This is a genomic window from Pseudomonas zanjanensis (assembly GCF_014268745.2).
Lineage (GTDB): Bacteria > Pseudomonadota > Gammaproteobacteria > Pseudomonadales > Pseudomonadaceae > Aquipseudomonas > Aquipseudomonas zanjanensis.
The window spans coordinates 25,277-51,214 of sequence record NZ_JABWRB020000006.1; the positions used below are offsets into that span (position 1 = coordinate 25,277).

The 25,938-nt window shown below is 60.3% G+C and carries 19 protein-coding genes and 1 pseudogene; 12 read left to right on the plus strand and 8 right to left on the minus strand.

Features of this window, described 5'->3' with window-relative positions:
* Positions 1–112: 112 nt before the first annotated feature.
* Complete coding sequence (gene kdgD / locus HU715_RS24945) at positions 113–1,024, minus strand: 5-dehydro-4-deoxyglucarate dehydratase (protein ID WP_186710799.1); 912 nt, start codon at positions 1,022–1,024, stop codon at positions 113–115.
* A 372-nt stretch (positions 1,025–1,396) separates the two neighbouring features.
* Here kdgD and HU715_RS24950 point away from each other — a divergent pair, with 372 nt between their 5' ends.
* Positions 1,397–1,747 carry a hypothetical protein gene (locus tag HU715_RS24950; RefSeq protein ID WP_186710797.1) on the plus strand — a complete coding sequence of 117 codons (351 nt, stop codon included), beginning with the start codon at positions 1,397–1,399 and terminating at the stop codon, positions 1,745–1,747.
* A 493-nt stretch (positions 1,748–2,240) separates the two neighbouring features.
* On the opposite strand, the gene HU715_RS24955 is transcribed toward HU715_RS24950, so the two are convergent.
* The 4 genes from HU715_RS24955 to HU715_RS24970 form a co-directional block, all read right to left on the minus strand.
* Positions 2,241–2,987 (minus strand): FadR/GntR family transcriptional regulator, encoded by a 747-nt coding sequence (locus tag HU715_RS24955; protein ID WP_186710795.1) that lies wholly within the window; start codon positions 2,985–2,987, stop codon positions 2,241–2,243.
* A 277-nt stretch (positions 2,988–3,264) separates the two neighbouring features.
* A complete protein-coding gene (locus HU715_RS24960) occupies positions 3,265–4,992 on the minus strand; it encodes an ABC transporter ATP-binding protein/permease (protein ID WP_186710793.1) in 1,728 nt (575 codons plus the stop codon).
* A gap of 91 nt (positions 4,993–5,083) precedes the next feature.
* Positions 5,084–5,644, minus strand: coding sequence for a response regulator transcription factor (locus HU715_RS24965; protein ID WP_003177957.1), 561 nt, complete (start codon positions 5,642–5,644; stop codon positions 5,084–5,086).
* Positions 5,641–6,900, minus strand: coding sequence for an ATP-binding protein (locus HU715_RS24970; protein ID WP_186710791.1), 1,260 nt, complete (start codon positions 6,898–6,900; stop codon positions 5,641–5,643). The genes HU715_RS24965 and HU715_RS24970 overlap by 4 nt, the downstream gene beginning before the upstream one ends.
* 332 nt (positions 6,901–7,232) lie before the next feature.
* Here HU715_RS24970 and HU715_RS24975 point away from each other — a divergent pair, with 332 nt between their 5' ends.
* A complete protein-coding gene (locus HU715_RS24975) occupies positions 7,233–7,949 on the plus strand; it encodes an SIMPL domain-containing protein (RefSeq protein ID WP_186710789.1) in 717 nt (238 codons plus the stop codon).
* A 186-nt stretch (positions 7,950–8,135) separates the two neighbouring features.
* Here the strand turns inward: HU715_RS24975 and HU715_RS24980 are convergent, their stop codons facing one another.
* A complete protein-coding gene (locus HU715_RS24980) occupies positions 8,136–8,519 on the minus strand; it encodes a DUF6124 family protein (RefSeq protein ID WP_186710780.1) in 384 nt (127 codons plus the stop codon).
* Positions 8,520–9,596: 1,077 nt separating this feature from the next.
* Here HU715_RS24980 and HU715_RS24985 point away from each other — a divergent pair.
* From HU715_RS24985 to HU715_RS25025, 9 genes and pseudogenes are all read left to right on the plus strand, one after another.
* Positions 9,597–11,026 (plus strand): annotated as a pseudogene (locus tag HU715_RS24985) (IS1182 family transposase).
* A gap of 821 nt (positions 11,027–11,847) precedes the next feature.
* The gene (locus HU715_RS24990) at positions 11,848–13,473 is read left to right on the plus strand and encodes an ABC transporter substrate-binding protein (protein WP_186706013.1); all 1,626 of its coding nucleotides are present in this window, start codon (positions 11,848–11,850) and stop codon (positions 13,471–13,473) included.
* A 395-nt stretch (positions 13,474–13,868) separates the two neighbouring features.
* Positions 13,869–15,470 carry an ABC transporter substrate-binding protein gene (locus HU715_RS24995; protein WP_186706012.1) on the plus strand — a complete coding sequence of 534 codons (1,602 nt, stop codon included), beginning with the start codon at positions 13,869–13,871 and terminating at the stop codon, positions 15,468–15,470.
* A gap of 170 nt (positions 15,471–15,640) precedes the next feature.
* Positions 15,641–17,056 carry an OprD family porin gene (locus HU715_RS25000; RefSeq protein WP_186706011.1) on the plus strand — a complete coding sequence of 472 codons (1,416 nt, stop codon included), beginning with the start codon at positions 15,641–15,643 and terminating at the stop codon, positions 17,054–17,056.
* Between the two features lie 74 nt (positions 17,057–17,130).
* A complete protein-coding gene (locus HU715_RS25005) occupies positions 17,131–18,726 on the plus strand; it encodes an ABC transporter substrate-binding protein (protein ID WP_186706010.1) in 1,596 nt (531 codons plus the stop codon).
* A gap of 75 nt (positions 18,727–18,801) precedes the next feature.
* Entirely contained in the window at positions 18,802–19,812 is a 1,011-nt protein-coding gene (locus HU715_RS25010; RefSeq protein ID WP_030139822.1) for an ABC transporter permease subunit, read from the plus strand.
* A 10-nt stretch (positions 19,813–19,822) separates the two neighbouring features.
* Positions 19,823–20,734: an ABC transporter permease subunit gene (locus tag HU715_RS25015; protein ID WP_186706009.1), complete on the plus strand. Its 912-nt coding sequence runs from the start codon at positions 19,823–19,825 to the stop codon at positions 20,732–20,734.
* Between the two features lie 10 nt (positions 20,735–20,744).
* Positions 20,745–21,713, plus strand: coding sequence for an ABC transporter ATP-binding protein (locus HU715_RS25020; RefSeq protein ID WP_186706008.1), 969 nt, complete (start codon positions 20,745–20,747; stop codon positions 21,711–21,713).
* A complete protein-coding gene (locus tag HU715_RS25025; protein ID WP_039592281.1) occupies positions 21,713–22,693 on the plus strand; it encodes a peptide ABC transporter ATP-binding protein in 981 nt (326 codons plus the stop codon). Before HU715_RS25020 ends, HU715_RS25025 begins: the two co-directional genes overlap by 1 nt.
* 192 nt (positions 22,694–22,885) lie before the next feature.
* Here the strand turns inward: HU715_RS25025 and HU715_RS25030 are convergent, their stop codons facing one another.
* Positions 22,886–23,137 carry a hypothetical protein gene (locus tag HU715_RS25030; RefSeq protein ID WP_186706007.1) on the minus strand — a complete coding sequence of 84 codons (252 nt, stop codon included), beginning with the start codon at positions 23,135–23,137 and terminating at the stop codon, positions 22,886–22,888.
* Between the two features lie 492 nt (positions 23,138–23,629).
* Here HU715_RS25030 and HU715_RS25035 point away from each other — a divergent pair, with 492 nt between their 5' ends.
* Entirely contained in the window at positions 23,630–23,992 is a 363-nt protein-coding gene (locus tag HU715_RS25035) for a nuclear transport factor 2 family protein (RefSeq protein ID WP_186706006.1), read from the plus strand.
* An 84-nt stretch (positions 23,993–24,076) separates the two neighbouring features.
* On the opposite strand, the gene HU715_RS25040 is transcribed toward HU715_RS25035, so the two are convergent.
* Positions 24,077–25,660 (minus strand): peptide chain release factor 3, encoded by a 1,584-nt coding sequence (locus tag HU715_RS25040; protein WP_186706005.1) that lies wholly within the window; start codon positions 25,658–25,660, stop codon positions 24,077–24,079.
* Between the last annotated feature and the right edge of the window lie 278 nt (positions 25,661–25,938).

The window sequence follows — 25,938 nt, forward strand, 5'->3', positions numbered from 1 at the left end:
AAAAGCTGTCTAGGAACGCAGTGCGTCCCTGGCTGCGTTCCCACGCAGAGCGTAGGAACGATCAAGCCTTACGCAAAAAGCCGCTGATTGCTCAGCGGCCTTGTCGGGTCTGTTACTGCTTGCCTTGCTTGTCGATCAGCGCGGCCAGGGCTTCGTATTCTTCTGGCAGCAGGTCGGTCAACGGCGTGCGCACAGGGCCCGCGTCATAGCCAACGATCTTCGCGCCGGCCTTGACGATGCTCACTGCGTAACCGGCCTTGCGGTTGCGGATGTCCAGGTAAGGCAGGAAGAAGTCGTCGATGATCTTGCCGACGGTGTCGTGATCGTCACGGGCAATGGCGTGGTAGAAGTCCATCGCGGTTTTCGGGATGAAGTTGAACACCGCCGAGGAGTAGACCGGCACGCCCAGGGCCTTGTAGGCCGCGGCGTAGACTTCAGCGGTCGGCAGGCCGCCCAGGTAGCTGAAACGATCGCCGAGGCGACGACGGATCGACACCATCAGTTCGATGTCGCCCAGGCCGTCCTTGTAGCCGATCAGGTTCGGGCAGCGCTCGGCCAGTTGTTCCAACTGAGTGGCATTCAGGCGGCAGACGTTGCGGTTGTACACCACCACGCCGATTTTTACCGATTTGCACACGGCTTCAACGTGGGCGGCAACGCCGTCCTGGCTGGCTTCGGTCAGGTAGTGCGGCAGCAGCAACAGGCCCTTGGCGCCCAGGCGCTCGGCTTCTTGAGCGTACTCGATGGCCTGGCGGGTGGCACCGCCGACGCCGGCGAGGATCGGCACGCTGGTGGCGCAGGTATCGACGGCCGTCTTGATGACTTGCGAGTACTCGCTGGCGGCCAGGGAGAAGAATTCACCGGTGCCGCCCGCTGCGAACAATGCAGAGGCGCCGTACGGGGCCAGCCACTCAAGGCGCTTGATGTAGCTGTCGCGATTGAAATCGCCATTGGCAGTGAAATCGGTGACCGGGAACGACAGCAGGCCAGACGAGAGGATGGACTTCAGTTCTTGTGGATTCATTATTCGAACACCCTGGACGCAAATGTTGTGTTGTAGGAAACGGTTCAGCTTCATGTGAAGTTGTAGGTCATCGTACAACTTAAAATGTGAACGTCAACTGCATTTCGTCTTTTGTCGGGTGTCGGGACTTGGAGGTTTGGCGCGGGGCCTTGTAGATCGGGGCTTCTGGGGGATGGGGAGACGGATGAAAACTTGCCGACCTGGCCACCACGACCGCTCGTCGCCACTGTCAACTCTGCCAGTAGGCGCCGTTACGGCGAGGGGGCATAACCCAGGCATGGCTGTGCTGCGCACGGCCGTAGTCCCTTTCACAATCTTTTAAGTGAGCCGCCCGTACGCGATGATCGGGGCTGCCTCACAGGGAGTGACATCATGAAGACGTATGCGAAGCCCGCGCTCAGAGATCTTCCACTTGCTGAGGAAATCACGGTCGACTTGTCAGAAAGAAAGACATTGACCGTGGAGATTCCGGATGCAGATTTCGACCCGTACTCGAATGCCCGACTGATTCTGGACGAGGGCTCGCCGGTAGGCGCGTTTACACCTCTGACCGAGGGCGAGGAAGGTACGCCACGTAAAGATGTAACGGTGACTATAACCAACTTTGAGCTGGCAGATTACATCGACAAATTGGTTGAGCTTCGTTACGAGGTTACTTACGAGAGCAGCGGGGATATCGATAGATCCGAGCCGCAAAAGTTGCGGATCGAGGCGTCGCGCTAAGCGCCTACGATTCGTCAGACGGGCACACAGATACAAAGCCAGTCACCACTTCCCTGTGGCGAGGGAGCTTGCTCCCGCTCGACTGCGAAGCAGTCGCCAACCTGTAGAGGTTCGATTGATCGAAAGAGCTGAGGGGGCCGCTTCGCAGCCCAGCGGGAGCAAGCTCCCTCGCCACAACAGCATCCTTGCTTGCCACGACAGCATCTTTGCCAGCAGAGCAGTGAGCGACTTCAGCCCTGCGCCTGCGGCCAGTGCGCCTACGATTCGTCAGACAGGCAAACAGACATAACGCCAGACACCATTTCCCCTGTGGCGAGTGGATTTCTTTGTGGCGAGGGAGCTTGCTCCCGCTGGGCTGCGCAGCAGACCCAAACCTGACTCCTCGGTGGATCAGATAAATTGCAGTCGCTGCTGTCGGGGCCGCTTCGCGCCCCAGCGGGAGCAAGCTCCCTCGCCACAAAAACGCCCCTGCCACATAGAATAGCGAAGCGCCTTAACCCTGCGCCTGCGCCTCTTCATGGGCCTGGCGCAGCCGTTCGCGGCTGTTGGTCAGGTGCAAACGCATGGCCGCACGGGCCGCGTCGGAGTCCTGGCGAGCGATGGCTTCGTAGATTTCCTCGTGCTCGCGGCTCAGGCGATCCATGTAGTGCTGGTGGTCGTCATGGGCCAGGCGCGCCGAGTTCAGCCGGGTACGCGGGATGATGCTGGTGCCCAGGTGGGTCATGATGTCGGTGAAGTAGCGGTTGCCGGTGGACAGGGCGATTTCCAGGTGGAAGGCGAAGTCCGAGGCCACCGCGTCGCTGGCATGGGCCGCGCTTTCGTTCAAGGCGTCGAGCGCCGCCCGCATCGCCGCCAGTTGCTCGTCGCTGCGACGCTGCGCCGCGAGCCCAGCGGATTCCACTTCCAGGCTGATGCGCAATTCCAGGATCGCCAGCACATCCCGCAAGGTAACCACGGTAGCCGGGTCGATGCGGAAACCGCTCGGGCTGGGCGTGTCCAGCACGAAGGTGCCGATGCCATGGCGAGTTTCCACCTGGCCGGCCGCCTGCAACCGGGAAATCGCCTCGCGCACCACGGTGCGGCTGACGCCATGGGCTTCCATGATCGCCGACTCGGTGGGCAATTTATCACCGCGCTTGAGCAGACCGTCGCGAATCTGCTCGGTCAGCACCGTCACCAGCTCCTGCGCCAGGCTGCGGCGCTTGCGGGGAAAGCGTGGTACTTCGATCGGGGTTTCCATGGGGCTGTGTCTCGGTAAACGGCTGAATGGCAACATCATAGCGCAACGTGGTTGTACGATCACCGGGGGTGCAGTGGCGAGTCGGGTGCTGGCACCGAGTCGGCTGCATCGCGAGCGGGCTCGCTCCCACATGGGATCGGTTGTAGACCTAAACGCCCGGTTCACCCCAAACCCTTGTGGGAGCGGGCTTGCTCGCGAAGGCGGCGGGTCAGATACATCAATGTCAACTGACACCCCGCCTTCGCGAGCAAGCCCGCTCCCACAGGTTTTTCGGTGGTCAGGCGGTTACGGTGCGCTCCACCAGTTGGCCATTTTCGATACGCACATGTCGCGGATGGAACCGTTTCAAACTGCTTCGGTGACCAACGCTGACAATGCTCAGGCCCGGCAACTGGTCGATAAGCGCCTGATACAGCGTCGCCTCGTCTTCTTCATCCATCGCCGAGGTCGCTTCGTCCATGTACAACCAAAGCGGCGCATAAAGCAATGCGCGGGCAAAGGCCAGGCGTTGTTGCTCGCCAGGCGAGAGCATGCGCTGCCAGTGGTTGCTTTCGTCCAGGCGCGGGATCAGGTGCGGCAGGCGGCAGGTTTCCAGCACCTGTGCATAACGTTCGTTGGGGTAGACGTCGCCGGCCTGTGGATAACTCAACACTTCCCGCAGGCTGCCAATCGGCAGGTAGGGTTTTTGCGGCAGGAACAAGTAGCGCGCCGCCGGAAGCCGGATCGTCCCGTGCCCCGCAGGCCACAAATGCCCCATTGCGCGCAACAGGGTGGATTTGCCGCTGCCGGAACGACCGCTGAGCATGACCCGCTCGCCAGGTTCCACATTCATATCGGCGTTGTCGAGCAGATGACGCCCGTCAGCCAGGTCCAACCCGAGGTTGTGGACCGCCAACGCGTCGCCCTGGTTCTGCACATCGATGGCCGGCACGCGGTCTTCGTTGTCGCTCATGGCCTGGCGGAAGCTCAGCAGACGATCACAGGTGGCACGCCACGCGGCGAGGTTGGCGTAGGCGGTGATGAACCAACTGAAGTTCTCCTGCACGTTACCGAACGCGGAGTTGATCTGCATGAGCTCGCCCAGCTGGATCTTGCCCGCGAAATAACGCGGCGCGGCGACGATGAACGGGAAGATGATCGCGATCTGGCCGTAGCCGGACGTGAAGAACGTCAGGCGCTTGGACACGCGCATGATGTCCCAGAAGTTGTGCCAGACCAGGCCGAAACGACCGCTCAGGCGACGATTCTCGTTGGGCTCGCCGCCATACAGCGCAATGCTCTCGGCGTTCTCGCGCACCCGCACCATGGAGAAACGCAGGTCGGCTTCGAAACGCTGCTGGTTGTTGTTCAGGCCGATCAGGCGACGGCCGATCAGGTGCGTCAGCCAACTGCCCACCGCCGCATACACCAACGCAGCCCAGAACATGTAGCCGGGGATGGTGTAGCCGAACACTTCGATGCTGCCCGACACGCCCCACAAGATAATCGAGAACGACACTAGGCTGACGACCGTGCGAAGCAGCCCCAAGCCCAGTTCCAGTGTGTTGGAGGTGAAACTGTTGAGGTCTTCGGAAATCCGCTGGTCGGGGTTATCGGTATAGCCGCCCTGCTCCAGCCGGTAGTAATTCTTGTTGTTGAGCCAGCGGGCAAAATGCTGCTCGGTGAGCCAGGCCCGCCAGCGGATGGTGAGCATCTGCGTGAGGTACAAACGGTACACCGCGCCGAGGATCGCCACCGCCGCAATGCCGCAGAAATACAGGATCAACCGCCAGAATGCCGCAGTGTCCTTCTCTTGGAGGGCGTTATAGAAGTCCCTGTACCAACTGTTGACCCACACCGAGATTGCCACGCTGAACAACGACAGCGCGATCACGGCAATCAACAGCGTCCAGGCCTTGCCCTTCTCCTCACTGCGCCAGTACGGCGTGGTCATCTGCCAGACACGGCGGAAAAACTGGCCGCGCACCGCGTCATTGACCGCGGAATATTCAGCGTTCTGATTCATGGTTAAGGCTCATAGGAGAAAAAACTCGGGCCGATCATAAAGCAACGGCCCGATGTGTCGCGAGGGTGGACAGCATTTGTTCAGCGCAGGTTCAGCGACGTACCGGGCGCTTTTGCAATTTGCGCTGCAAGGTCCGCCGATGCATGCCCAAGGCGCGGGCGGTGGCGGAGATATTGCCTTCGTGCTCGGTCAGCACGCGCTGGATGTGTTCCCATTGCAGGCGATCCACCGACATGGGGTTTTCCGGCACCAGGGTGTCGAGGTCGGCGTGTTCGGACAGCAGCGCCGCCAGCACGTCATCGGCATCCGCTGGTTTGCACAGGTAATTGCAAGCGCCGCGCTTGATGGCCTCGACCGCGGTGGCGATGCTCGAATAACCGGTGAGGATCACCACGCGCATCTCCGGGTCCAGCTCCAGCAGTTTGGGCAGCAGTACCAGGCCCGAATCGCCGTCCATCTTCAGGTCGAGGGCGGCGTAGTCCGGCAGGTCGGCCTGGGCGATGGTCAGGCCCTCCTCGGCAGAACCTGCAGTGCTCACGCGAAAACCGCGACGGGACATGGCCCGGGCCATGACGCGGGTGAAGGTGGCGTCGTCATCCACCAGCAGCAGGTGCGGCAGTTCTTCGCCGTCGACTTGGATCTCGTCACTCATGTTTCGTCTCCTCGGTCGGCATGGGGCAGGCGCAGCTCGGTGAGCGTGCCGCCTTCCTCATGGGGGTAGAGTTTCACCGAGCCGCCGGCGCGTGTCACGCTGGCTTTGCTCAAGAACAGGCCCAGGCCGAAACCCTTGCCCTTGGTCGTGAAAAACGGTTTGCCGATCTGCTCGGCAATCGCCAGCGGCACACCGGCGCCGTGGTCGCGGATACAGATCGTCAATTCATAGGCATCCCAATCCAATACCACTTCCAAGCCTTCGGGGCAGGCGTCGGCGGCATTGTTCAACAGATTCAGCAGCGCTTGGGTCAAGTCCGGCGGCGGCGCCATGCGCGGCACCGTACCCTTGCCCAGGCACTGGAAGCGGTAGCTGGCCTCCGGACGCATCAAATGCCAGCGATTCAGGGCATCATCGAGCCAGAAGGTGACCGCCTGCATGTCGATGTCCAGCCGGCGGTTGGCCTCGGCGGCGCGCACCAGGTATTGCAGGGTTTCCTTGCAGAGCTTGACCTGGTCCTGCAACACGCCGAGGTCTTCCTGCAACGCCGGGTCTTTATGATCCTGGCGCATTTCCTTGAGCAGCACACTCATGGTCGCCAGCGGCGTGCCCAACTCATGGGCGGCACCGGCGGCCTGGGTCGCTACGGCCAATAGTTGCTCGTCCCGCAGGCCTTCTTCGCGGCGGATCGCCCGCAGCTCCTCCTGGCGACGCAGCTCCTCGGCCATGCGCGCGGCAAAAAACGTGATGACCGCCGCGGCCAGGGCGAAACTCAGCCACATACCGTAGATCTGCAGGTTTTCCCGGGCGATGGGGAAGGTTTCCAGCGGATAGAAACGCGCCAGCAGCAAGGTGTACAGCGCCAAGGCGATGCCGGAAAGGATCAGCGAATACCGCCACGGCAACGTCACGGCGGCGATGGTCAGCGGCACCAGGTAATAGGAGACAAAAGGATTGGTGGAGCCGCCGGAGAAATACAGCAGCGCACTGTGGATAAACAAATCGCAGGCCAGCTGTACGGCATATTCCAACTCGGTCACCGGCCACGAGGCGCGCAGGCGAATCGCCGTCAGCGCGCACAGCACGCTGGAACAGACCAGGGTGATCGCCAGTTGCAGCCAGGGCAGCGGCAGCAGGTCGAACCAATAGGCGAGCCCCACGGAACCGGCCTGGGCCGCCAGGACCAGGATGCGGATGAATGTCAGGCGCCAGAGGTTCTGGCGAGAGGCGGAAGTCATTTGCAAGGGGGCGAGCATGAGCTCTCCTGATGAGCGCTCCAGGCGAATCGCACGGAGTATAACCAAGGCGGGGGTTGCAGCGGCAGATATGCGGCAAAGCGCCACAGCCCCGCATGCTACCTATAACCCCCTGTGGCGAGGGAGCTTGCTCCCGCTGGACTGCGCAGCAGGCCCAAAAGACTACGACTGCTACGCAGCCGAGCGGGAGCAAGCTCCCTCGCCACAAGAGCCCCACGGACCTTCGCATCTGTATAGAAGTTGTAACTGTGCGAACCCAACCATAAACGCTAGAGTCTTATCGTTCACGCAGGCCCGGACCTTACCCCTGCGCATCATCCCAAGGAGCTTTCATGCACACGTTCAGTCGCCCCGCCGCCCTGCTCGCCCTCAGCCTCGGCACCGTCGCCAGCCTGCCGGCCCTGGCCGCCGATGAGCTGCACTACAACCAGATCTCCCTGCGCGCCGAAGCCAGCCAGGAAGTGGCCCGCGACCTGATGATCGTCACCCTCTACACCGAAGAACAGAACACCGACCCGGCCAAACTCGCCGCCGCCGTCAGCACCACCCTGAACAAAGCCATCGGCCAGGCCAAACAGGTCAAGGGCATCAACTTGAGCCAGGGCAGCCGCAACAGCTACCCGATCTACGACAACAAAGGTGGGAAAATCACCGGTTGGCGCGAACGCGCGGAACTGCGCCTGGAAAGCGCCGACTTCGCCGCCTTGTCCAAACTCACCGGCGAATTGCTCACCGACATGAAAATGGCCGGCATGGACTTCGCCATCGCCACCGCCACCCGTCAGACCAGCGAGGACGCCCTGCTCAAGGACGCCGTCAACGCCTTCAAGGCCCGCGCCCAACTGGCCACTGAAGCCTTGGGTGGCAAGGGTTATAAGATCGTCAACCTGAACCTCAACTCCACCGGTTATCCACAACCGTACATGCGCCCGCAGATGATGATGAAAGCGGCGTCGATGGATGCCGAGTCGGTGACGCCTGAGGTGGAAGCGGGCACCAGCAAGGTGACGATGACGGCGGATGGGGCGATTGAGGTGTTGATGCAATAAAGTTGGCAGGGTTTCAGCCAGTTCGTTACTGGCTGAAACCCTTGCTCTGTGGCGAGGGAGCTTGCTCCCGCTGGGCTGCGCAGCAGACCCAAACCTGACACCTCGGTGTATCAGATGGATACAGTTGCCGCTGTTGGGGCCGCTTCGCGCCCCAGCGGGAGCAAGCTCCCTCGCCACAGGGGGTTGTCACGGTGCAGGGCTGGCCGGTGCTTCGAGCTGATCCAACGCCTTGTCCACCAGCAACTGGCACAACTCCACCAACTGATGAATCCCCAGCGCCACGCTGCGCCGCGTGCCCTCCACTTCGAAAGCGAGGTCCTCGGCCATGGCTTTTATCGAGGCCAGGGTTTCGGAGGTGCTGGTCAGTAGTGTGTCGGCGTCGGCCTTGGCGGTGACGGAAAACAGGCTGTCGATTCGCTGATCGGTGCTTGGTTCTGGAGGTTTGGGGTTGAGGTAATGATTGAGGGCGCGCTCGGCGGCGGCGCGGTCTTTGAGTAGGTCTTCGATGGAGTCGAAGCCGGAAAGGGGGTTGGTTTTGTTGAAGGGTGGGTCGGGGACTGACTTATCCATATTCAATACTCCTGCTTAAAAGTTGGAGCCATTCTTGTGTCGTTTCCACGCGACAAAAGGTGGCAGCGGTACGCGGGGTGGAAATACCGGTTAGCAGGACCCGGCCAGACCGAAGTCTGCCCACGCACAGCCGCCAAGACGCAGTTTGCAGACGAAACCAGACATCGGCAACACGAATACAGCCATGCCACTGCTAAAGGTTCAGGTTTCCACACCCGGTCGCTGATTAGGCAGCGACATTCAAAGGTTAGAGAGCCCACTTCCGAGCGGCAACCTTAAAAAGCTGTGGGATGTTTCGTTTCGGGGCCGGTGATCCTTCCGACATAAATGCATAACTCATCACACTTACTGGCGCTGCACCCCCCGTGGCGAGGGAGCTTGCTCCCGCTGGGCTGCGAAGCAGCCCCCAAACCTGACGCCTCGGTACGTCAGATGGATGCAGTCGCTGCTGTTGGGGCCGCTTCGCGCCCCAGCGGGAGCAAGCTCCCTCGCCACGGGTTTGGTGGTCGGCGGGAAATAGGCATATTGCTTCGACCTCTACACAATAGTTTTGACATCTCCAAAAACAGCACGAGAGCACTGTCCACGTTTTATGGAATGTGGACAGCGAAAGATTAGGCTTCCTTGAAAAGTCAAAATATTTTTCTTAGGCATGAAATGACCAGCCTTCACACCTGCGCTTTCAGGCCTTCTTCGCGAACAAACTCGCACATAACTGATCGGGTACATCCGTGAGAGGTAGGCCGACTACTAGGCCGCCTTCGCGAGCAAGCTCGCTCCCACAATGGATTGGGGTATGACCGGGAGAGCCAGGTCGGCTACCAGGCCGCCTCGCGAGCAAGCTTTGCTCCCACAGATCTGACGGGTGTACGAGCGGAAGAGCCAGGTCGCTATAAGGCCGCCTCGGCCCGGCTTTTGATCTGGAGGCCCCGTTAACCACGATGGCCGAACGCAGGCATTGCGCAGTGGGCATCCCGGCATGGATGCCGGGATAGCCGCGCTGGGCCCAGAGTGTGTAAAAACTCCGAAGCCAACCCTTGCTATGATTTCCCCAGGACTTCATTGCAAGGGCTGCCCATGAAACGCTTCATCCAAGGTGAACACCGAGATCAAACTACCTTGCTCCCCGAGAGCTTGGACGACTACGTCAGCGATACCAATCCGGTGCGCGTTGTCGATGTCTTCGTGGATGAGCTCGACCTGATCAACTTGGGTTTTGAAAGCGCTGTCCCCGCTAAAACAGGCCGACCGGCTTATCATCCTGCAGTCATGCTGAAGATCTACATCTACGGCTATCTCAACCGTATCCAGTCAAGCCGGCGCCTTGAGCGCGAGGCGCAGCGCAACGTCGAGCTGATGTGGCTGACCGGTCGCCTGATGCCGGATTTCAAGACCATCGCCAACTTCCGCAAAGACAATGGGAAGGCCATTCGAGGAGTCTGTCGGCAGTTCGTCGTGTTGTGTCAACAACTGGGGCTCTTCTCGGAACACTTCGTTGCCATCGATGGCAGTAAATTCAAGGCGGTGAACAACCGCGACCGCAATTTTACCAGCGCCAAGCTGAAGCGTCGGATGGAAGACATCGAGTCAAGCATCGCCCGTTATCTGAAGGCCCTGGATGAGGCTGATCGGGAAGAGCCCAAGTCTTCAGGGCCCAAAGGCGGCCTGGAAGAAAAAATTGCCAAATTAAAGGAACAGATGAAGGCGCTCCAGGCGATTGAAATACAGCTTGAAGCATCGCCGGACAAACAGATCTCGCTGACCGACCCGGACGCGCGCTCGATGATGATGACGAGCGGTCATGGCATCGTGGGCTACAACGTGCAGACAGCAGTCGATACCAAACACCATTTAATCGTCGCGCACGAGGTGACCAATGTCGGTCACGACCGTGATCAGCTTAGCTCGATGGCCCAGCAAGCCCGTGAGGCGATGCAAATCGAATCGTTGTCGGTGGTGGCGGACCGAGGGTATTACAAAAGCGGAGAAATCCTGGCCTGTCACGAGGCAGGAATCACAGCTTATGTGCCGAAAACGCTGAGCTCGCGGGCCAAATTTGATGGCCGCTTCGGCAATGACGAGTTTGTTTACGACGCGGAAAAAATGTGTACGTCTGCCCCGCCAAGCAAGTGCTGATCTGGCGCAACTTTTACGTCGACAAGGGCAAGAAGCTGGACGTTTACTGGCACTCCAACTGCAGAGCCTGCCCAACAAAGGCGCAATGCACACCGGCCAGAGAGAGAAAGATTCGGCGCTGGGAACACGAGGCGGTACTGGAGGAAATGCAGGCCCGCCTGAACAATGAGCCGCAGATGATGATCATCCGCAAGAGAACGGTCGAGCACCCCTTCGGGACGCTGAAGCAATGGATGGGGGCGACTCATTTTCTGACGCGACGGCTGGCTGGGGTGAGCACCGAAATGAGCTTGAATGTGCTCGCTTACAATTGGAAAAGAGTGATGGAAATCCTAGGTGCGCAAGGTCTGATGAAGGCGCTGACGGCCTGAAAGCCTGCGGTTTTGCCCCGTTAATCAAGCCTACTGAGCCTTGCTAGCGCTTGTAGGGGCCGTTTGGAGGTACAGGAGCGCTTTAGGTTTTTATCAGTTGGCCAACACCTGTCGGCACGACGTGCCGACGATGTTTTTATCGGTTTTTACACACTCTGGGCCATGGATGGCCCTTCGCGGCGGCCCACGGAGCAATGCCTGCGTTCGGGCATGCCGAGCCTAGGCGAGGCACCAAGTGGTGGGGCAAGCCTTTTTTGCTTACTTTTTTTGGCGTTTGAAAAAAAGTGAGCCGCCGTAAGGGCGGAACCCTAAGTAGCCGTTACCGCAGCAACGGATATGTACCCCGTCAATAGGCCTCGCCCGAAGCAAACGCCCCCCAGGCGCCACTCCAGAAAGCCAAAGGTTGCGCCAGGCGCCACCCTCGACCCATGGGCAATGCCGGTGCATCGATTGAACCCTGGGCCGAAGATAACGGCGCATCCAACAGCAATAAACAAAAAAGGCCGGATCTCAAACTCAGCCCATTCAGCCCTATCCCCCTCTACGACGTGGGTTTGAAGAGGTAAAACCCGCCCTTTCCCGGTGCGCCAAAGCCACGCGGCGCACCGGGAAAGGGCGCCAATCGCCCTTAAAAAACGCGCGCAAACGATCAAATGCGTCAGAAGTTACACAGATGCGACATTAAGGTACGTTCGTGCGACTGTTTCAGACTTGAAACCGCTCTGGATCTTGCATTGGGTATGGGGCCTGCATAAGTATCCGCAGGACGACTCACGAGGTCGCCCTCAAATCCAAAAATGACAACAAATCATGAGGCCAACATGCTTAAACACGCGGTCATTCCGTTTTTAGTCGGTGCAGGCTTGTTAGCCAGCGCTCCCTTCGCTTCCGCCGCGACTAACCTGGTGTTCTGCTCCGAAGGCAGCCCGGCCGGCTTCGACCCTGGTCAGTACACCACCGGAACCGACTTCGACGCCTCTGCAGAGACCATGTTCAACCGCCTGACCCAGTTTGAGCGCGGCGGCACCGCCGTGATTCCTGGCCTGGCCACCAAGTGGGACATTTCCGAAGACGGCCTCACCTACACCTTCCATCTGCGTGAAGGCGTCAAGTTCCACACCACCTCGTACTTCAAGCCGACCCGCGAATTCAACGCCGACGACGTGCTGTTCACGTTCAACCGCATGATCAACAAGGACGACCCTTTCCGTAAGGCGTACCCGACCGAATTCCCGTACTTCACCGACATGGGGATGGACACCAACATCACCAAGATCGATAAAGTCGACGACCACACCGTCAAGTTCACCCTCAAAGATGTCGACGCTGCGTTCATCCAGAACCTGGCCATGAGCTTCGCTTCGATCCAGTCCGCCGAGTACGCTGCCCAGCTGCTCAAGGATGGCAAGGCCCCGGACATCAACCAGAAGCCGGTCGGCACTGGCCCATTCGTGTTCAAGAGCTACCAGAAAGACTCCAACATCCGCTACACCGGGAACAAGGACTACTGGAAGCCTGAAGACGTGAAGATCGACAACCTGATCTTCGCCATCACCACCGACCCGTCGGTGCGCATGCAGAAACTCAAGAAAAACGAATGCCAGATCACCCTCTTCCCACGCCCGGCCGACCTCAAGGCCCTGAAGGAAGACAAGGCACTGAAGATGCCTGACCAGGCGGGTTTCAACCTGGGCTACATCGCCTACAACGTGATGGACAAGATCAAGGGCAGCAACGAGCCGAACGTGTTGGCAGACCTGAAAGTCCGCCAGGCGTTGGACATGGCGGTCAACAAGCCGCAGATCATCGATTCGGTCTACCAGGGCGCCGGCCAGTTGGCTGTCAACGCCATGCCGCCAACCCAATGGTCCTACGACACCACCATCAAGGATGCCAAGTACGATCCTGAGAAAGCCAAGGAGCTGCTCAAGGAAGCCGGCGTCAAGGAAGGCACCAACATCACCTTGTGGGCGATGCCGGTACAGCGTCCTTACAACCCGAACGCCAAGCTGATGGCCGAGATGCTGCAGTCCGACTGGAAGAAAGTCGGCCTGAACGTCAACATCGTCAGCTACGAATGGGGCGAGTACATCAAGCGTTCCAAAGGTGGCGAGAACCAGGCGATGATCATTGGCTGGAGCGGCGACAACGGTGACCCGGACAACTGGCTCAACGTGCTGTTCGGCTGCGACTCGCTGGCCGGCAACAACTTCTCCAAATGGTGTGACAAGAAGTTCGACGGCCTCGTGAAAGAAGCCAAGCGCACCACCGACCAGGCCAAGCGCACCGAACTGTACAAACAGGCACAACACGTCCTCAAGGATGCCGTGCCGATGACACCTATCGCTCACTCGACGGTGTATCAACCCATGCGCGCCAACGTGCAGGACTTCAAGATCAGCCCATTTGGCTTGAACTCCTTCTACGGCGTCAGCGTCAGCAAATAAGGTGACCTGTGGCGAGGGAGCTTGCTCCCGCTGGGCCGGTCCGACGCCTCGGGCGTAGCGGCCCCTTTTTTAAGCGCGATGGTGTACCAACAACACCATCGCGAGCAGGGCTCGCTCCCACGGCATGCCGTTGCTTTAAGCCAAGACTCAGGAAATCGCCTACATCCAAAAGCACTGCGTACCACAGCAGTTGGTTTAGGACGTATCGCCTTTTCCCACAAGTCTTTCAGGCATTACGCATTTACCCCCAGGCCCACGACTCATACCGTCGGGGCCTGGACGGCTTGCTGATCCTGCGGCATCGCTACGCAATGGAATGAGCTCAGTGCTCCGGACCTGCCCTCGGACAGACACCGGCTCACTGGTAAAACACCCCGAACGAGAGAGGGAGCGTCATGCGCCATACCTTGGTTTTATCCGCATTGCTGGGCACCGGCCTGTTGGCCGCGACATCCGCCACCCAAGCCGCCGGCGGCAGCCTGGTGTTCTGTTCCGAAGGCAGCCCCGCCGGTTTCGACACCGCGCAGTACACCACCGCGACTGATAACGATGCCGCCGAACCGCTGTACAACCGCCTGGCCGAGTTCGAAAAAGGCGCGACCAATGTCGTCCCGGGCCTGGCGACGAGCTGGGACATTTCCGAAGACGGCTTGAAATACACTTTCCACCTACGCGAAGGAGTGAAGTTTCATACGACTGATTACTTCACGCCGACCCGGGATTTCAACGCCGACGACGTGCTGTTCACCTTCAATCGCATGCTCGATCCGCAGCATCCGTTCCGCAAGGCCTACCCCACCGAGTTCCCGTACTTCAACGGCATGAGCCTGAACAAGAACATCGCCAAGGTGGAAGCGACCGGGCCGCTGACGGTGGTGATGACCCTCAACAGCGTGGACGCCGCGTTCATCCAGAACATCGCCATGAGCTTCGCCGCGATCCTGTCGGCCGAATACGCCGACCAACTGCTCAAGAGCGGCAAGCCGAGCGACATCAACCAGAAGCCGATCGGCACCGGGCCGTTCGAATTCAAGAGCTATCAGAAAGACTCCAACATCCGCTACGTCGCCAACGATAAGTATTGGGCGCCGGAACGGGTGAAACTGAAGAACCTGATTTTCTCCATCAACACCGACGCCTCGGTGCGGGTACAGAAGCTCAAGGCCAACGAATGCCAGGTCACCCTGCATCCACGTCCGGCCGACGTGCCGGCCTTGAAGAACGACCCCAAGCTGCAACTGATCGAAAAACCTGGTTTCAACCTCGGCTACATCGCCTACAACACCCGTCACAAACCGTTCGACCAGGTCGAAGTGCGCCAGGCCCTGGACATGGCGGTGAACAAGCAAGGCATTCTCAACGCCGTGTACCAAGGCGCGGGGCAACTGGCTCAGAACGCCATGCCACCGACCCAATGGTCCTACGACGACACCATCAAGGACACGCCCTACAACCCGGAAAAAGCCAAGGAGTTGCTCAAGGCCGCCGGCGTCAAGGAAGGCACCGAAATCACCCTTTGGGCCATGCCCGTGCAACGCCCGTACAACCCCAACGCCAAGTTGATGGCCGAGATGCTCCAGGCGGATTGGGCGAAGATCGGCCTGAAGGTGAAGATCGTCAGCTATGAATGGGGCGAGTACATCAAGCGCACCAAGAACGGCGAGCACGACATCAGCCTGATCGGTTGGACCGGCGACAACGGTGATCCGGACAACTGGCTGGGCACGCTGTACAGCTGCGATGCCATTGGCGGCAACAACTACTCCATGTGGTGTGACCAGGATTACGACAAGCTGATCAAGCAGGCCAAGGTCGTCACCGACCGCGACCAGCGCACCGTGCTCTACAAACAGGCCCAGCAGTTGCTCAAGCAGCAAGTGCCGATCACCCCTGTTGCCCACTCGACGGTCAACCAGCCGCTGAGTGCCAAAGTCGAAGGGTTCAAAGTCAGCCCCTTCGGTCGCAACGTGTTCTCGGGCGTCAGCCTGAACCCATAACCGTCTAGTCGCACAGCGAGGGCTTCCCTGGAAGCCCTCACGCAGACGCCTTGCCTGAATTCGTCGATCAGGCGCGATGCAAACGTTTGCTAGCTGTGAATGAGTTGTAAACCGTTAGCCGAATCATCCAAAAGGATCGGCACAAAAAAAAAGAAAAAGGAGCGTTACCGATGAAACTGAGCAGCACCGCGATACTGGCCTTGGCCATCAGCAGCATTACCGCAACGGCTTTCGCAGAATCCCAGAGCCAGGCGGTCACCCCGGTGACCCTCAAGAGCACCAGCGAGCAAAGCGAAGCCAAGGGCTTCATCGACGGCCAATCCGTCACGGGTAGCACGCGCAACTGGTACGCCAACGAGCAATTCAAGCGCGGCACGAAACTCACCTATCGCAAGAACGGCGAAGCACGCGAGACCGACCGCCGGATCAACTGGCTGCAAGGCACCATCATCAAGTACAACTCGGGCTTCACTGAAGGCACTGTGGGCTTCAGCACCGAACTGGCCGCCTACAACGCCATCGCCCTGGACCAGGACCGCAAGGACCTGGCGTCCAACAACGGCGGTGCACCGACCACCCGCCCTGGCGCCGGCAACAACCGTACCCTGACCCGCGAAGGCGGCGACGCCGTGGGCCAGTGGAGCAAACTGGGCCTGGCCAACCTCAAGGCCCGCGTGTCCAACACCACCCTGACCGCCGGCCGCCAGAACTTCAGCAGCCCGATGGTCGACGTGATCGGCAACCGTGCCCTGCCTTCCAGCTTCCAGGGTGTGAGCCTGCACAGCGAAGAATTCGAAAACCTGGCGTTCGACATCGCCACCTTCGACCGCAACTCGCCGCGTACCGAACAGAGCCAGCGCAAGTTCCGCTCCGAATACGGTGACAGCAGCGTCGAGACCGATCACGTCAACACGGCCGGTATCACCTACCAGCCACTGGCCAGCCTGAAGACCAGCCTGTGGGCGACCGAAGCCGAGGACATGTGGAACCAGTACTACTTCGGCGCCACCCATGAACTGGGCGACAGCTCGGTGCTGAGCCTGACCACCGGCCTGAACTACTACAAGACCGTGGACTCGGGCAAAAGCAAGCTGGGCGAGATCGACAACGACACCTACTCCCTGTCGTTCGGCCTGACGCACCAGGCCCATAGCCTGACGTTCTCGTACCAGGAAGTGAACGGTAACGAGTACTTCGACTACCTGCACGAAACCAACGGCATCTACCTGGCCAACTCCCTGCTGTCGGACTTCAACGGCCCGAACGAGAAATCCTTCCAGATCGCCTACGGCCTGAACATGGCTGAATACGGCGTGCCAGGCCTGAAGTTCAACATCTACCAGGCGCGCGGCTGGGGCATCGACGGCACGCACTACAACAGCACCGGTTACAGCGACGTGCGGGCCATGGACGGTGAGCACCACTATGAATACGGCATCGGCGCGTCCTATGCCGTACAGAGCGGCCCTCTGAAAGCCACCGCGATCCGCGCGACCTACACCGCACACCGCGCCAGCGAAAACCAGGCCGACGGCAGCCTCAACGAGTTCCGCCTGGTCACCACCATTCCGTTCAACATTCTCTAAACTGCCACCGGGCGGGCGACTCACGAGGTCGTCCGCCCGGTCTTTTGCCATTACCCGATTGCAGAGGATTGACGATGAACATGACTCCCCTACGCGCCGCCATCGCCGCCGCGCTGCTGAGCGTTGCCGTTGGCGCCACGGCCAAGCCCCTGGTGGTTTGCACAGAAGCCAGTCCGGAAGGCTTCGACATGGTCCAGTACACGACTGCAGTCACCGCCGATGCCGTGGCGGAAACCATTTTCAATCGCCTGGCCGATTTCAAGCCCGGCACCACTGAAGTGATTCCGGCCCTGGCCGAATCCTGGGACATCAGTGACGACGGCCTGGCGTACACCTTCCATCTGCGCAAGGGCGTCAAGTTCCACACCACCGACTATTTCAAGCCGACCCGCGACATGAACGCCGACGACGTGGTCTGGAGCTTCCAGCGCCAGCTGGACCCGAACCACCCGTGGCACAAATTGTCGAGCGTGGGCTTTCCGTACTTTGAAAGCATGGGCTTCAAGGAACTGCTGAAAAACGTCGAGAAAGTCGACGAGCACACGGTCAAGTTCACCCTGACCCGCCGCGAAGCGCCGTTCCTGGCCGACATCGCCATGGCGTTCTCTTCGATCTACCCGGCTGAATACGCCGACCAGCTGCTCAAGGCCAACAAGACCGGCGACCTCAACAGCAAGCCGATCGGCACCGGCCCGTTCGTGTTCCAGCGCTACAACAAGGACGCCCAAGTTCGTTTCAAGGCCAACCCGGACTACTTCCGTGGCAAGCCGCCGGCCGATGCGCTGGTACTGGCCATCGCCACCGACAACAACGTGCGCATGCAGAAGCTCAAGACCAACGAGTGCCAGATCGCGCTGTACCCCAAACCCGATGACATCCCCAGCATCAAGAAAGACCCGAACCTGAAAGTCGCCGAGTTGGACGCGATGACCGTCTCCTACACCGCCATGAATACCAGCCACAAATACATGAGCGACGTGCGGGTGCGCAAAGCCATTGACCTGGCCTTCGACAAGGAGGCCTACGTCAACGCATTGTTCGGCAAGGGCAACGCCACCGCGGCGGTCAACCCGTACCCGCCAACCCTGCTGGGCTTCAACCACGACCTGAAGAACCCGACCCGCGACCTGGACAAGGCGCGCCAGTTGCTCAAGGAAGCCGGCGTGCCGGAAGGCACCGTGTTCACCCTGTTCACCCGCAACGGCGGTGGCCCGACCAACCCCAACCCGATGCTCGGCGCGCAAATGATGCAGGCCGACCTGGCAAAAGTCGGGATCAAGGTCGACATCCGCGTGATGGAATGGGGCGAAATGCTCAAGCGCGCGAAAAACGGCGAGCACGACATGGTGTCCGCCGGATGGGCGGGCGACAACGGCGACCCGGATAACTTCCTGACGCCTATGCTCAGTTGCGAAGCCGCCAAGAACGGCGAAAACTACGCGCGCTGGTGCAATGAGAAATTCCAGGCGCTGCTCGACCAGGCACGCGCCACAGTGAACCCCGAGGAGCGCGCGAAGCTCTATGAGCAGGCCCAGGTAATTTTCAACCAGGACCAGCCATGGATCAGCATGGCCCACACCCGCATGTTCACGGCAATGCGCAACAACGTAGAGGGCTACGTGATTAGCCCGCTCACCACCAACAACTTCGCCACCACCCAGGTGAAGTAGATAAGAAAACGCCCGGCATCCCTGATCCCAGGGATTGCCGGGCACGCCTAACCGGCTGATGAGGTACACCTGAAGATGTTTAGTTTTATTGCCCGCCGACTGGGATTATTGATCCCTACGTTCTTCGGCATCACCTTGCTGACCTTCGCGTTGATTCGCATGATCCCCGGCGACCCCGTGGAAGTGATGATGGGCGAACGTCGGGTCGATCCCGAAATGCATGCACAGGCAATGGAACGCCTTGGCCTCAACAAACCGCTGTATGCCCAGTACCTGGACTACATCGGCAAACTGGCCCATGGCGATCTCGGCGAATCGCTGCGCACCCGTGAAAGCGTATGGACCGAGTTCAGCTCCCTGTTTCCCGCGACCCTGGAACTGTCCATGGCCGCCCTGTTGTTCGCCGGTATCCTGGGCCTGCTGGCCGGGGTGATCGCGGCACTCAAGCGAGGATCCCTGTTCGACCATGGGGTGATGGGCATCTCCCTGGCGGGGTATTCGATGCCGATCTTCTGGTGGGGCCTGATCCTGATCATGTTCTTCTCGGTGTCCCTGGGCTGGACGCCAGTGTCGGGACGGATCGACCTGCTCTACGACATCGAGCCGAAAACCGGCTTCATGCTGATCGACACGCTGCTGGCCGATGAGCCGGGCGCGTTCCTCGATGCCCTGCATCACCTGATCCTGCCGGCCATCGTGCTGGGCACCATTCCGCTGGCGGTGATCGCCCGCATGACCCGCTCTTCGATGCTCGAAGTGTTGCGCGAAGACTACATCCGCACCGCCAAGGCCAAGGGCCTGTCGCCGTCGCGCGTGGTGTTCGTGCATGGCCTGCGCAACGCGCTGATCCCGGTGCTGACCGTGGTCGGCCTGCAAGTCGGCACGCTGCTGGCCGGTGCGGTCCTGACCGAAACGATCTTCTCCTGGCCGGGCATCGGCAAGTGGCTGATCGAAGCCATCGGCGCCCGGGACTACCCCGTGGTGCAGAACGGCATCCTGTTAATCGCCTGCCTGGTGATTCTGGTCAACTTCGTCGTGGACATCCTCTACGGCTTTGCCAACCCACGCATCCGTCACCAGCGCTGAGATCAAGACCATGAGTACTCCAACTACCGCGGTAGCAGTCGATCAAAGCCTGCTGTACCCGTCCCCGTACAAAGAATTCTGGCAGGCGTTTTCCCGCAACAAGGGCGCCGTCGCCGGGCTGATGTTCATGATCCTGATCGTGTTCTGCGCGATCTTCGCCCCGTGGGTCGCGCCGCATGACCCGAGCGAGCAATACCGCGATTTCCTGCTCACGCCGCCGGCGTGGCTTGAAGGTGGGCAGATGCAGTTTCTGCTGGGCACCGACGAACTGGGCCGCGATCTGCTGTCGCGCCTGATCCAGGGCTCGCGGCTGTCGCTGCTGATCGGCTTGTCGTCGGTGGTGATGTCGTTGATTCCGGGCATCCTGCTGGGGCTGTTCGCCGGGTTCTTCCCGCGCATCCTCGGCCCGACCATCATGCGCCTGATGGACATCATGCTGGCCCTGCCGTCGCTGCTGCTGGCCGTGGCGATCGTCGCCATCCTCGGCCCAGGCCTGATCAACACCGTGATCGCCATCGCCATCGTCTCGCTGCCGTCCTACGTGCGCCTGACCCGCGCCGCCGTGATGGGCGAACTGAACCGCGACTACGTGACCGCCGCCCGCCTGGCCGGCGCCGGCCTGCCGCGCCTGATGTTCATCACCGTGCTGCCCAACTGCATGGCACCGCTGATCGTCCAGGCGACCTTGAGCTTTTCCTCGGCGATCCTCGACGCCGCCGCCCTCGGCTTCCTCGGCCTCGGCGTCCAGCCACCGACCCCTGAGTGGGGCACCATGCTGGCCTCGGCCCGCGACTACATCGAACGCGCCTGGTGGGTCGTGAGCCTGCCTGGCTTGACCATTTTGCTCAGCGTGCTGGCAATCAACCTGATGGGCGACGGGCTGCGCGATGCGCTGGACCCGAAACTCAAGAATGCCGCCTGAGGAGATTCCCATGTCACTGCTAGAAATCAAGAATCTCAACGTCCGCTTCGGCGACGCCACCGCCGTGCCGGTGGTCGACGGCCTCGACCTGAGCGTGGACAAAGGCGAAGTATTGGCGATCGTCGGCGAATCGGGCTCGGGTAAATCCGTGACCATGATGGCGCTGATGGGGCTGATCGAGCACCCTGGCATCGTCACCGCCGATGCGCTGAACTTCGACGGCAAGAACATGCTCAAGCTGAGCAACCGCCAGCGTCGGCAGATCGTCGGCAAGGACCTGGCGATGGTCTTCCAGGACCCGATGACCGCGCTTAACCCCAGCTACACCGTGGGTTTCCAGATTGAAGAAGTGCTGCGCCTGCACCTGAGGATGTCTGGCAAAGCCGCGCGCAAACGCGCCATCGAATTGCTGGAAAAAGTCGAGATCCCCGGCGCCGCCAGCCGTATGGACGCCTACCCGCATCAACTGTCCGGCGGCATGAGCCAGCGCGTGGCGATTGCCATGGCGATTGCCGGCGAGCCGAAACTGTTGATCGCCGACGAACCGACCACCGCCCTGGACGTGACCATCCAGGCGCAGATCATGGATCTGCTGCTGGCCCTGCAAAAAGAGCAGAACATGGGCCTGGTGCTGATCACTCACGACTTGGCCGTCGTCGCTGAAACCGCCCAGCGCGTGTGCGTGATGTACGCCGGTCAAGCCGTGGAAGTGGGCCAGGTGCCGGAGCTGTTCGACATTCCGGCCCACCCCTACAGCGAAGCGCTGCTGGCGGCGATTCCGGAGCACAGCATGGGCGCCGAGCGCCTGGCGACGTTGCCGGGCATCGTCCCCGGTCGCTATGACCGTCCGCAAGGCTGCCTGCTCTCGCCGCGCTGCCCGTACGTGCAGGACAACTGCCGTCAACAACGTCCGGGCCTCGATCCGAAATCCAACAGCCTCGCCCGCTGCTTCTACCCGCTGAACCAGGAGGTGGCGTGATGGCCGTCGTACTTACCGCCCGTGACCTGACCCGTCATTACGAAGTGTCCCGTGGCATGTTCAAGGGCCATGCGACCGTGCGCGCCCTCAACGGCGTGTCATTCGAACTCGAAGCCGGCAAGACCCTGGCCGTGGTGGGTGAATCCGGTTGCGGCAAATCCACCCTCGCCCGGGCCCTGACGCTGATCGAAGAGCCGTCCGCCGGCTCCTTGAAAATCGCTGGCCAGGAAGTGGCCGGCGCCAACAAGGCCGAACGCAAGCAACTGCGCAAAGACGTGCAGATGGTCTTCCAGAGCCCTTACGCGTCCCTCAACCCGCGGCAGAAAATCGGTGATCAACTGGCCGAGCCACTGCTCATCAACACCAACCTGTCGGCCACCGAGCGGCGCGAGAAAGTCCAGGCGATGATGAAGCAGGTGGGCTTGCGTCCCGAGCATTACCAGCGCTACCCGCACATGTTCTCCGGCGGCCAGCGCCAGCGCATCGCCCTGGCCCGCGCCATGATGCTGCAACCCAAGGTGCTGGTGGCGGACGAACCGACCTCGGCGCTGGACGTGTCGATCCAGGCCCAGGTGTTGAACCTGTTCATGGACCTGCAGCAGGAATTCAACACCGCCTACGTGTTCATTTCCCACAACCTGGCAGTGGTGCAACACGTCGCCGATGACGTGATGGTGATGTACCTCGGTCGCCCGGTGGAAATGGGCCCCAACGAAAACATCTACAGCCGCCCGCTGCACCCGTACACCCAGGCGCTGCTGTCGGCCACCCCGACCATCCACCCGGACCCGAACAAGCCGAAGATAAAAATCGTCGGCGAACTGCCCAACCCGCTCAACCCGCCGTCCGGCTGCGCTTTCCACAAGCGCTGCCCGTACGCGACCGAGCGTTGTAAAACTGAAGAACCGGCGTTGCGCCCGCTTGATAACCGTCTGGTGGCGTGTCACTACGCCGAGCGGTTCCTCGACGGCGCGGCGTAAGGCTAAAAGGCTAAAAGGCAGCAAAGCACTTAAGGCAGAAAAGCCCTTGTGGCGAGGGAGCTTGCTCCCGCTGGGCTGCGCAGCAGTCCCAAAAAGGGCCGCTACGCGCCCCAGCGGGAGCAAGCTCCCTCGCCACGGGCAATAAAAAACCTCCAGTCCGATCAAGGCTGGAGGTTTTTTCATGTTGGATATCTACGTCTGGCTATCGCCCTCTGCATCCTCATCGTCATCCGGCGTGTCGATTGGCGAACCATCATCATCCTCGCCATCATCCGGATCGCCTGCATCCGCATCGGTCGCGGCAAGCATCAACTCGCCCTGCACCTCCGATCCGCTCGATGCATGTTTTTCATGCTCATCGCACTCGGCCCACGCAGCCGTAGAGCCTAAGGAAAGCATCACCAATACCTTTAGCAAAAACATCATGCGCAGCAGCTTATTCATAGCCCAATTCCTTCTTTGCGGGTAAAGCAGAGCCCGACGGCGCTCAAGAGAACCTATATATGAATAGCTCGGTTCACCAGATAAGACGCCCCGGAAGAGCCAGAAATGCCGCCGTTCTACAGATTGGTTTCGAATAAGCCTTATCTCCAAACCAACTAACCACGCAAATCCCTGTGGGAAGCTAGCTTGCTCGCGATGACGTCGGCACATTCAACATCCAGGCAAGCCGACCCACCGCTATCGCGAGCAGGCTCGCTCCCACAGAGGGATCTGCGCCAAACACAAATTTTCTGTGCTCTGAAGATCCAGTGTGGGAGCGAGCCTGCTCGCGATGACGGCGGCACATTCAACATCCTGGCAAGCTGACACTCCGCTATCGCGAGCAAGCTTTGCTCCCACAGTTACCTCACATAGTTCTTTAACGGGAGTTCGCATCCGCGCAAGGCCCCGCCTGCGCTATGGTAGGCCGAAACTCTTCAAAGGCTCCCCGACATGAATCTGTCGCAAACCCTGATGCAACTGGAACATAGCCTTTTGTCCCAAGACACACGGCGTGACGCAGCGGCAATCTCTCGCCTGATCGCCGAGGACTTCATCGAATTCGGCGCCAGCGGTAGCGTCTGGGCCAAGGCTCAGGTGGTCGAGCAGTTACCCCAACAACCCTTCACTCAACGCACCATCAGCGAGTTTTCAGCCAAACCGCTGTCGGAACACACCGTGTTGGTCACCTATCGTTGTCACAACCCGTCCGCCGATAGACAGTCATCCACCCACAGCCTGCGCAGTTCGATCTGGCGCAAGCGAGGTGAAGAATGGGAAATGATATTCCATCAGGGAACACCCATTCCCCAGTGAAACTGTCCATGCTCAAGACAAAGCGCAGGCCATAAAAAACCCTGCAACTTTCGCAGCAGGGTTTTCGGTTTCAACGCTTGATGCTTAGTGATGCTCACGCGTCGCACGGAATTTCACATCCGGCCAGCGCTCTTCCATCAGCGCCAGGTTTACCCGGGTCGGCGCCAGGTAGGTCAAATGTCCACCGCCATCCAGCGCAAGGTTTTCCACAGCCTTGTTGGAGAATTCCTCGAGCTTCTTCTTGTCGCCGCATTCGACCCAACGCGCCGAATACACGGTAATCGGCTCATAGGAGCACTCGACCTTGTATTCCTCTTTCAAGCGACTGGCGACGACGTCGAACTGCAGCACACCAACGGCGCCGAGGATGATGTCGTTGCTGCGCTCCGGGAAGAACACCTGGGTGGCGCCTTCTTCGGCCAGTTGCTGCAAACCTTGGCGCAGTTGCTTGGACTTGAGCGGGTCCTTCAGGCGCACGCGGCGGAACAGTTCCGGGGCAAAGTGCGGGATGCCGGTGAAGCCCAGGGCTTCGCCTTCGGTGAAGGTGTCGCCGATCTGGATAGTGCCGTGGTTGTGCAGGCCGATGATGTCACCGGCGAAGGCCTCTTCCAGTTGTTCGCGCTCCGAGGAGAAGAACGTCAGGGCGTCGCCGATGCGCACGTCCTTGCCGGTGCGCACGTGGCGCATCTTCATGCCTTTTTCGTATTTGCCGGAGCAGATGCGCATGAAGGCGATGCGGTCGCGGTGCTTGGGGTCCATGTTCGCCTGGATCTTGAACACGAAGCCGGCGAACTTCTCTTCCACCGGCTCCACGGTGCGTTCGTTGGCGACACGGGCCAGCGGACGCGGGGCCCAGTCGACCACGGCGTCGAGCACATGGTCCACGCCGAAGTTGCCCAGGGCGGTCCCGAAGAACACCGGGGTCAATTGACCGTCGAGGAATTCCTGCTGGTTGAACTCATGGCAGGCGCCCTGCACCAGTTCCAGTTGCTCGACAAAACGATCGTACTCGTCGCCCAGGTGCGCGCGGGCCTCGTCGGAATCGAGCTTCTCGATGATCTTGGTTTCGGTGCGCTCGTGCCCGTGACCGGCGGTGTAGACGATGATGTAGTCGTCGGCCAGGTGGTACACGCCTTTGAAGTCGCGATAGCAACCGATCGGCCAGGTGATCGGCGCGGCCTTGATCTTCAGGACCGCTTCGATCTCGTCGAGCAATTCGATGGGGTCGCGGATGTCACGGTCGAGTTTGTTGATGAAGCTGACGATCGGCGTGTCCCGCAGACGGCAGACGTCCATCAGCGCAATGGTCCGTGGCTCGACGCCCTTGCCGCCGTCGAGGACCATCAAGGCCGAGTCCACCGCGGTCAGGGTGCGGTAGGTGTCTTCGGAGAAGTCTTCGTGGCCCGGGGTGTCGAGCAGGTTGATCATGTGCTCGCGATACGGGAACTGCATGACCGACGTGGTGATGGAAATACCCCGTTGTTTTTCCATTTCCATCCAGTCGGAGGTGGCATGGCGATCGGACTTGCGGGATTTCACCGTGCCGGCCACCGCAATCGCCTTGCCCATCAGCAAGAGCTTTTCGGTGATGGTGGTCTTACCGGCATCGGGGTGGGAAATAATGGCGAAAGTGCGGCGTTTCGCGACTTCGGCGGCCTGTTTGGTCATGGGAAATCGCCTGGCAGGTGATTCAAAAAAGGGCGGCGATTATAGCTCAACTTGTGCCAGGAACCGAACCGTTGAGCATATCCGGGGTGGCCAAATGCTGCCCCGCATGGGAACCTTTTGCCCGGTGGAGGCGTCCACCACCCTGATACGAGCAACCGTCAGGGCCTGAAAAATCAGCAAGTTAGCCTGACGAGGCTGCGCTCATGGCTCGCTTCGACGGTCGTTTTACCGGCTTCGAAAAGAGCTGCTTCTCGCGAACGTTTTCCCGGCAACCCGTG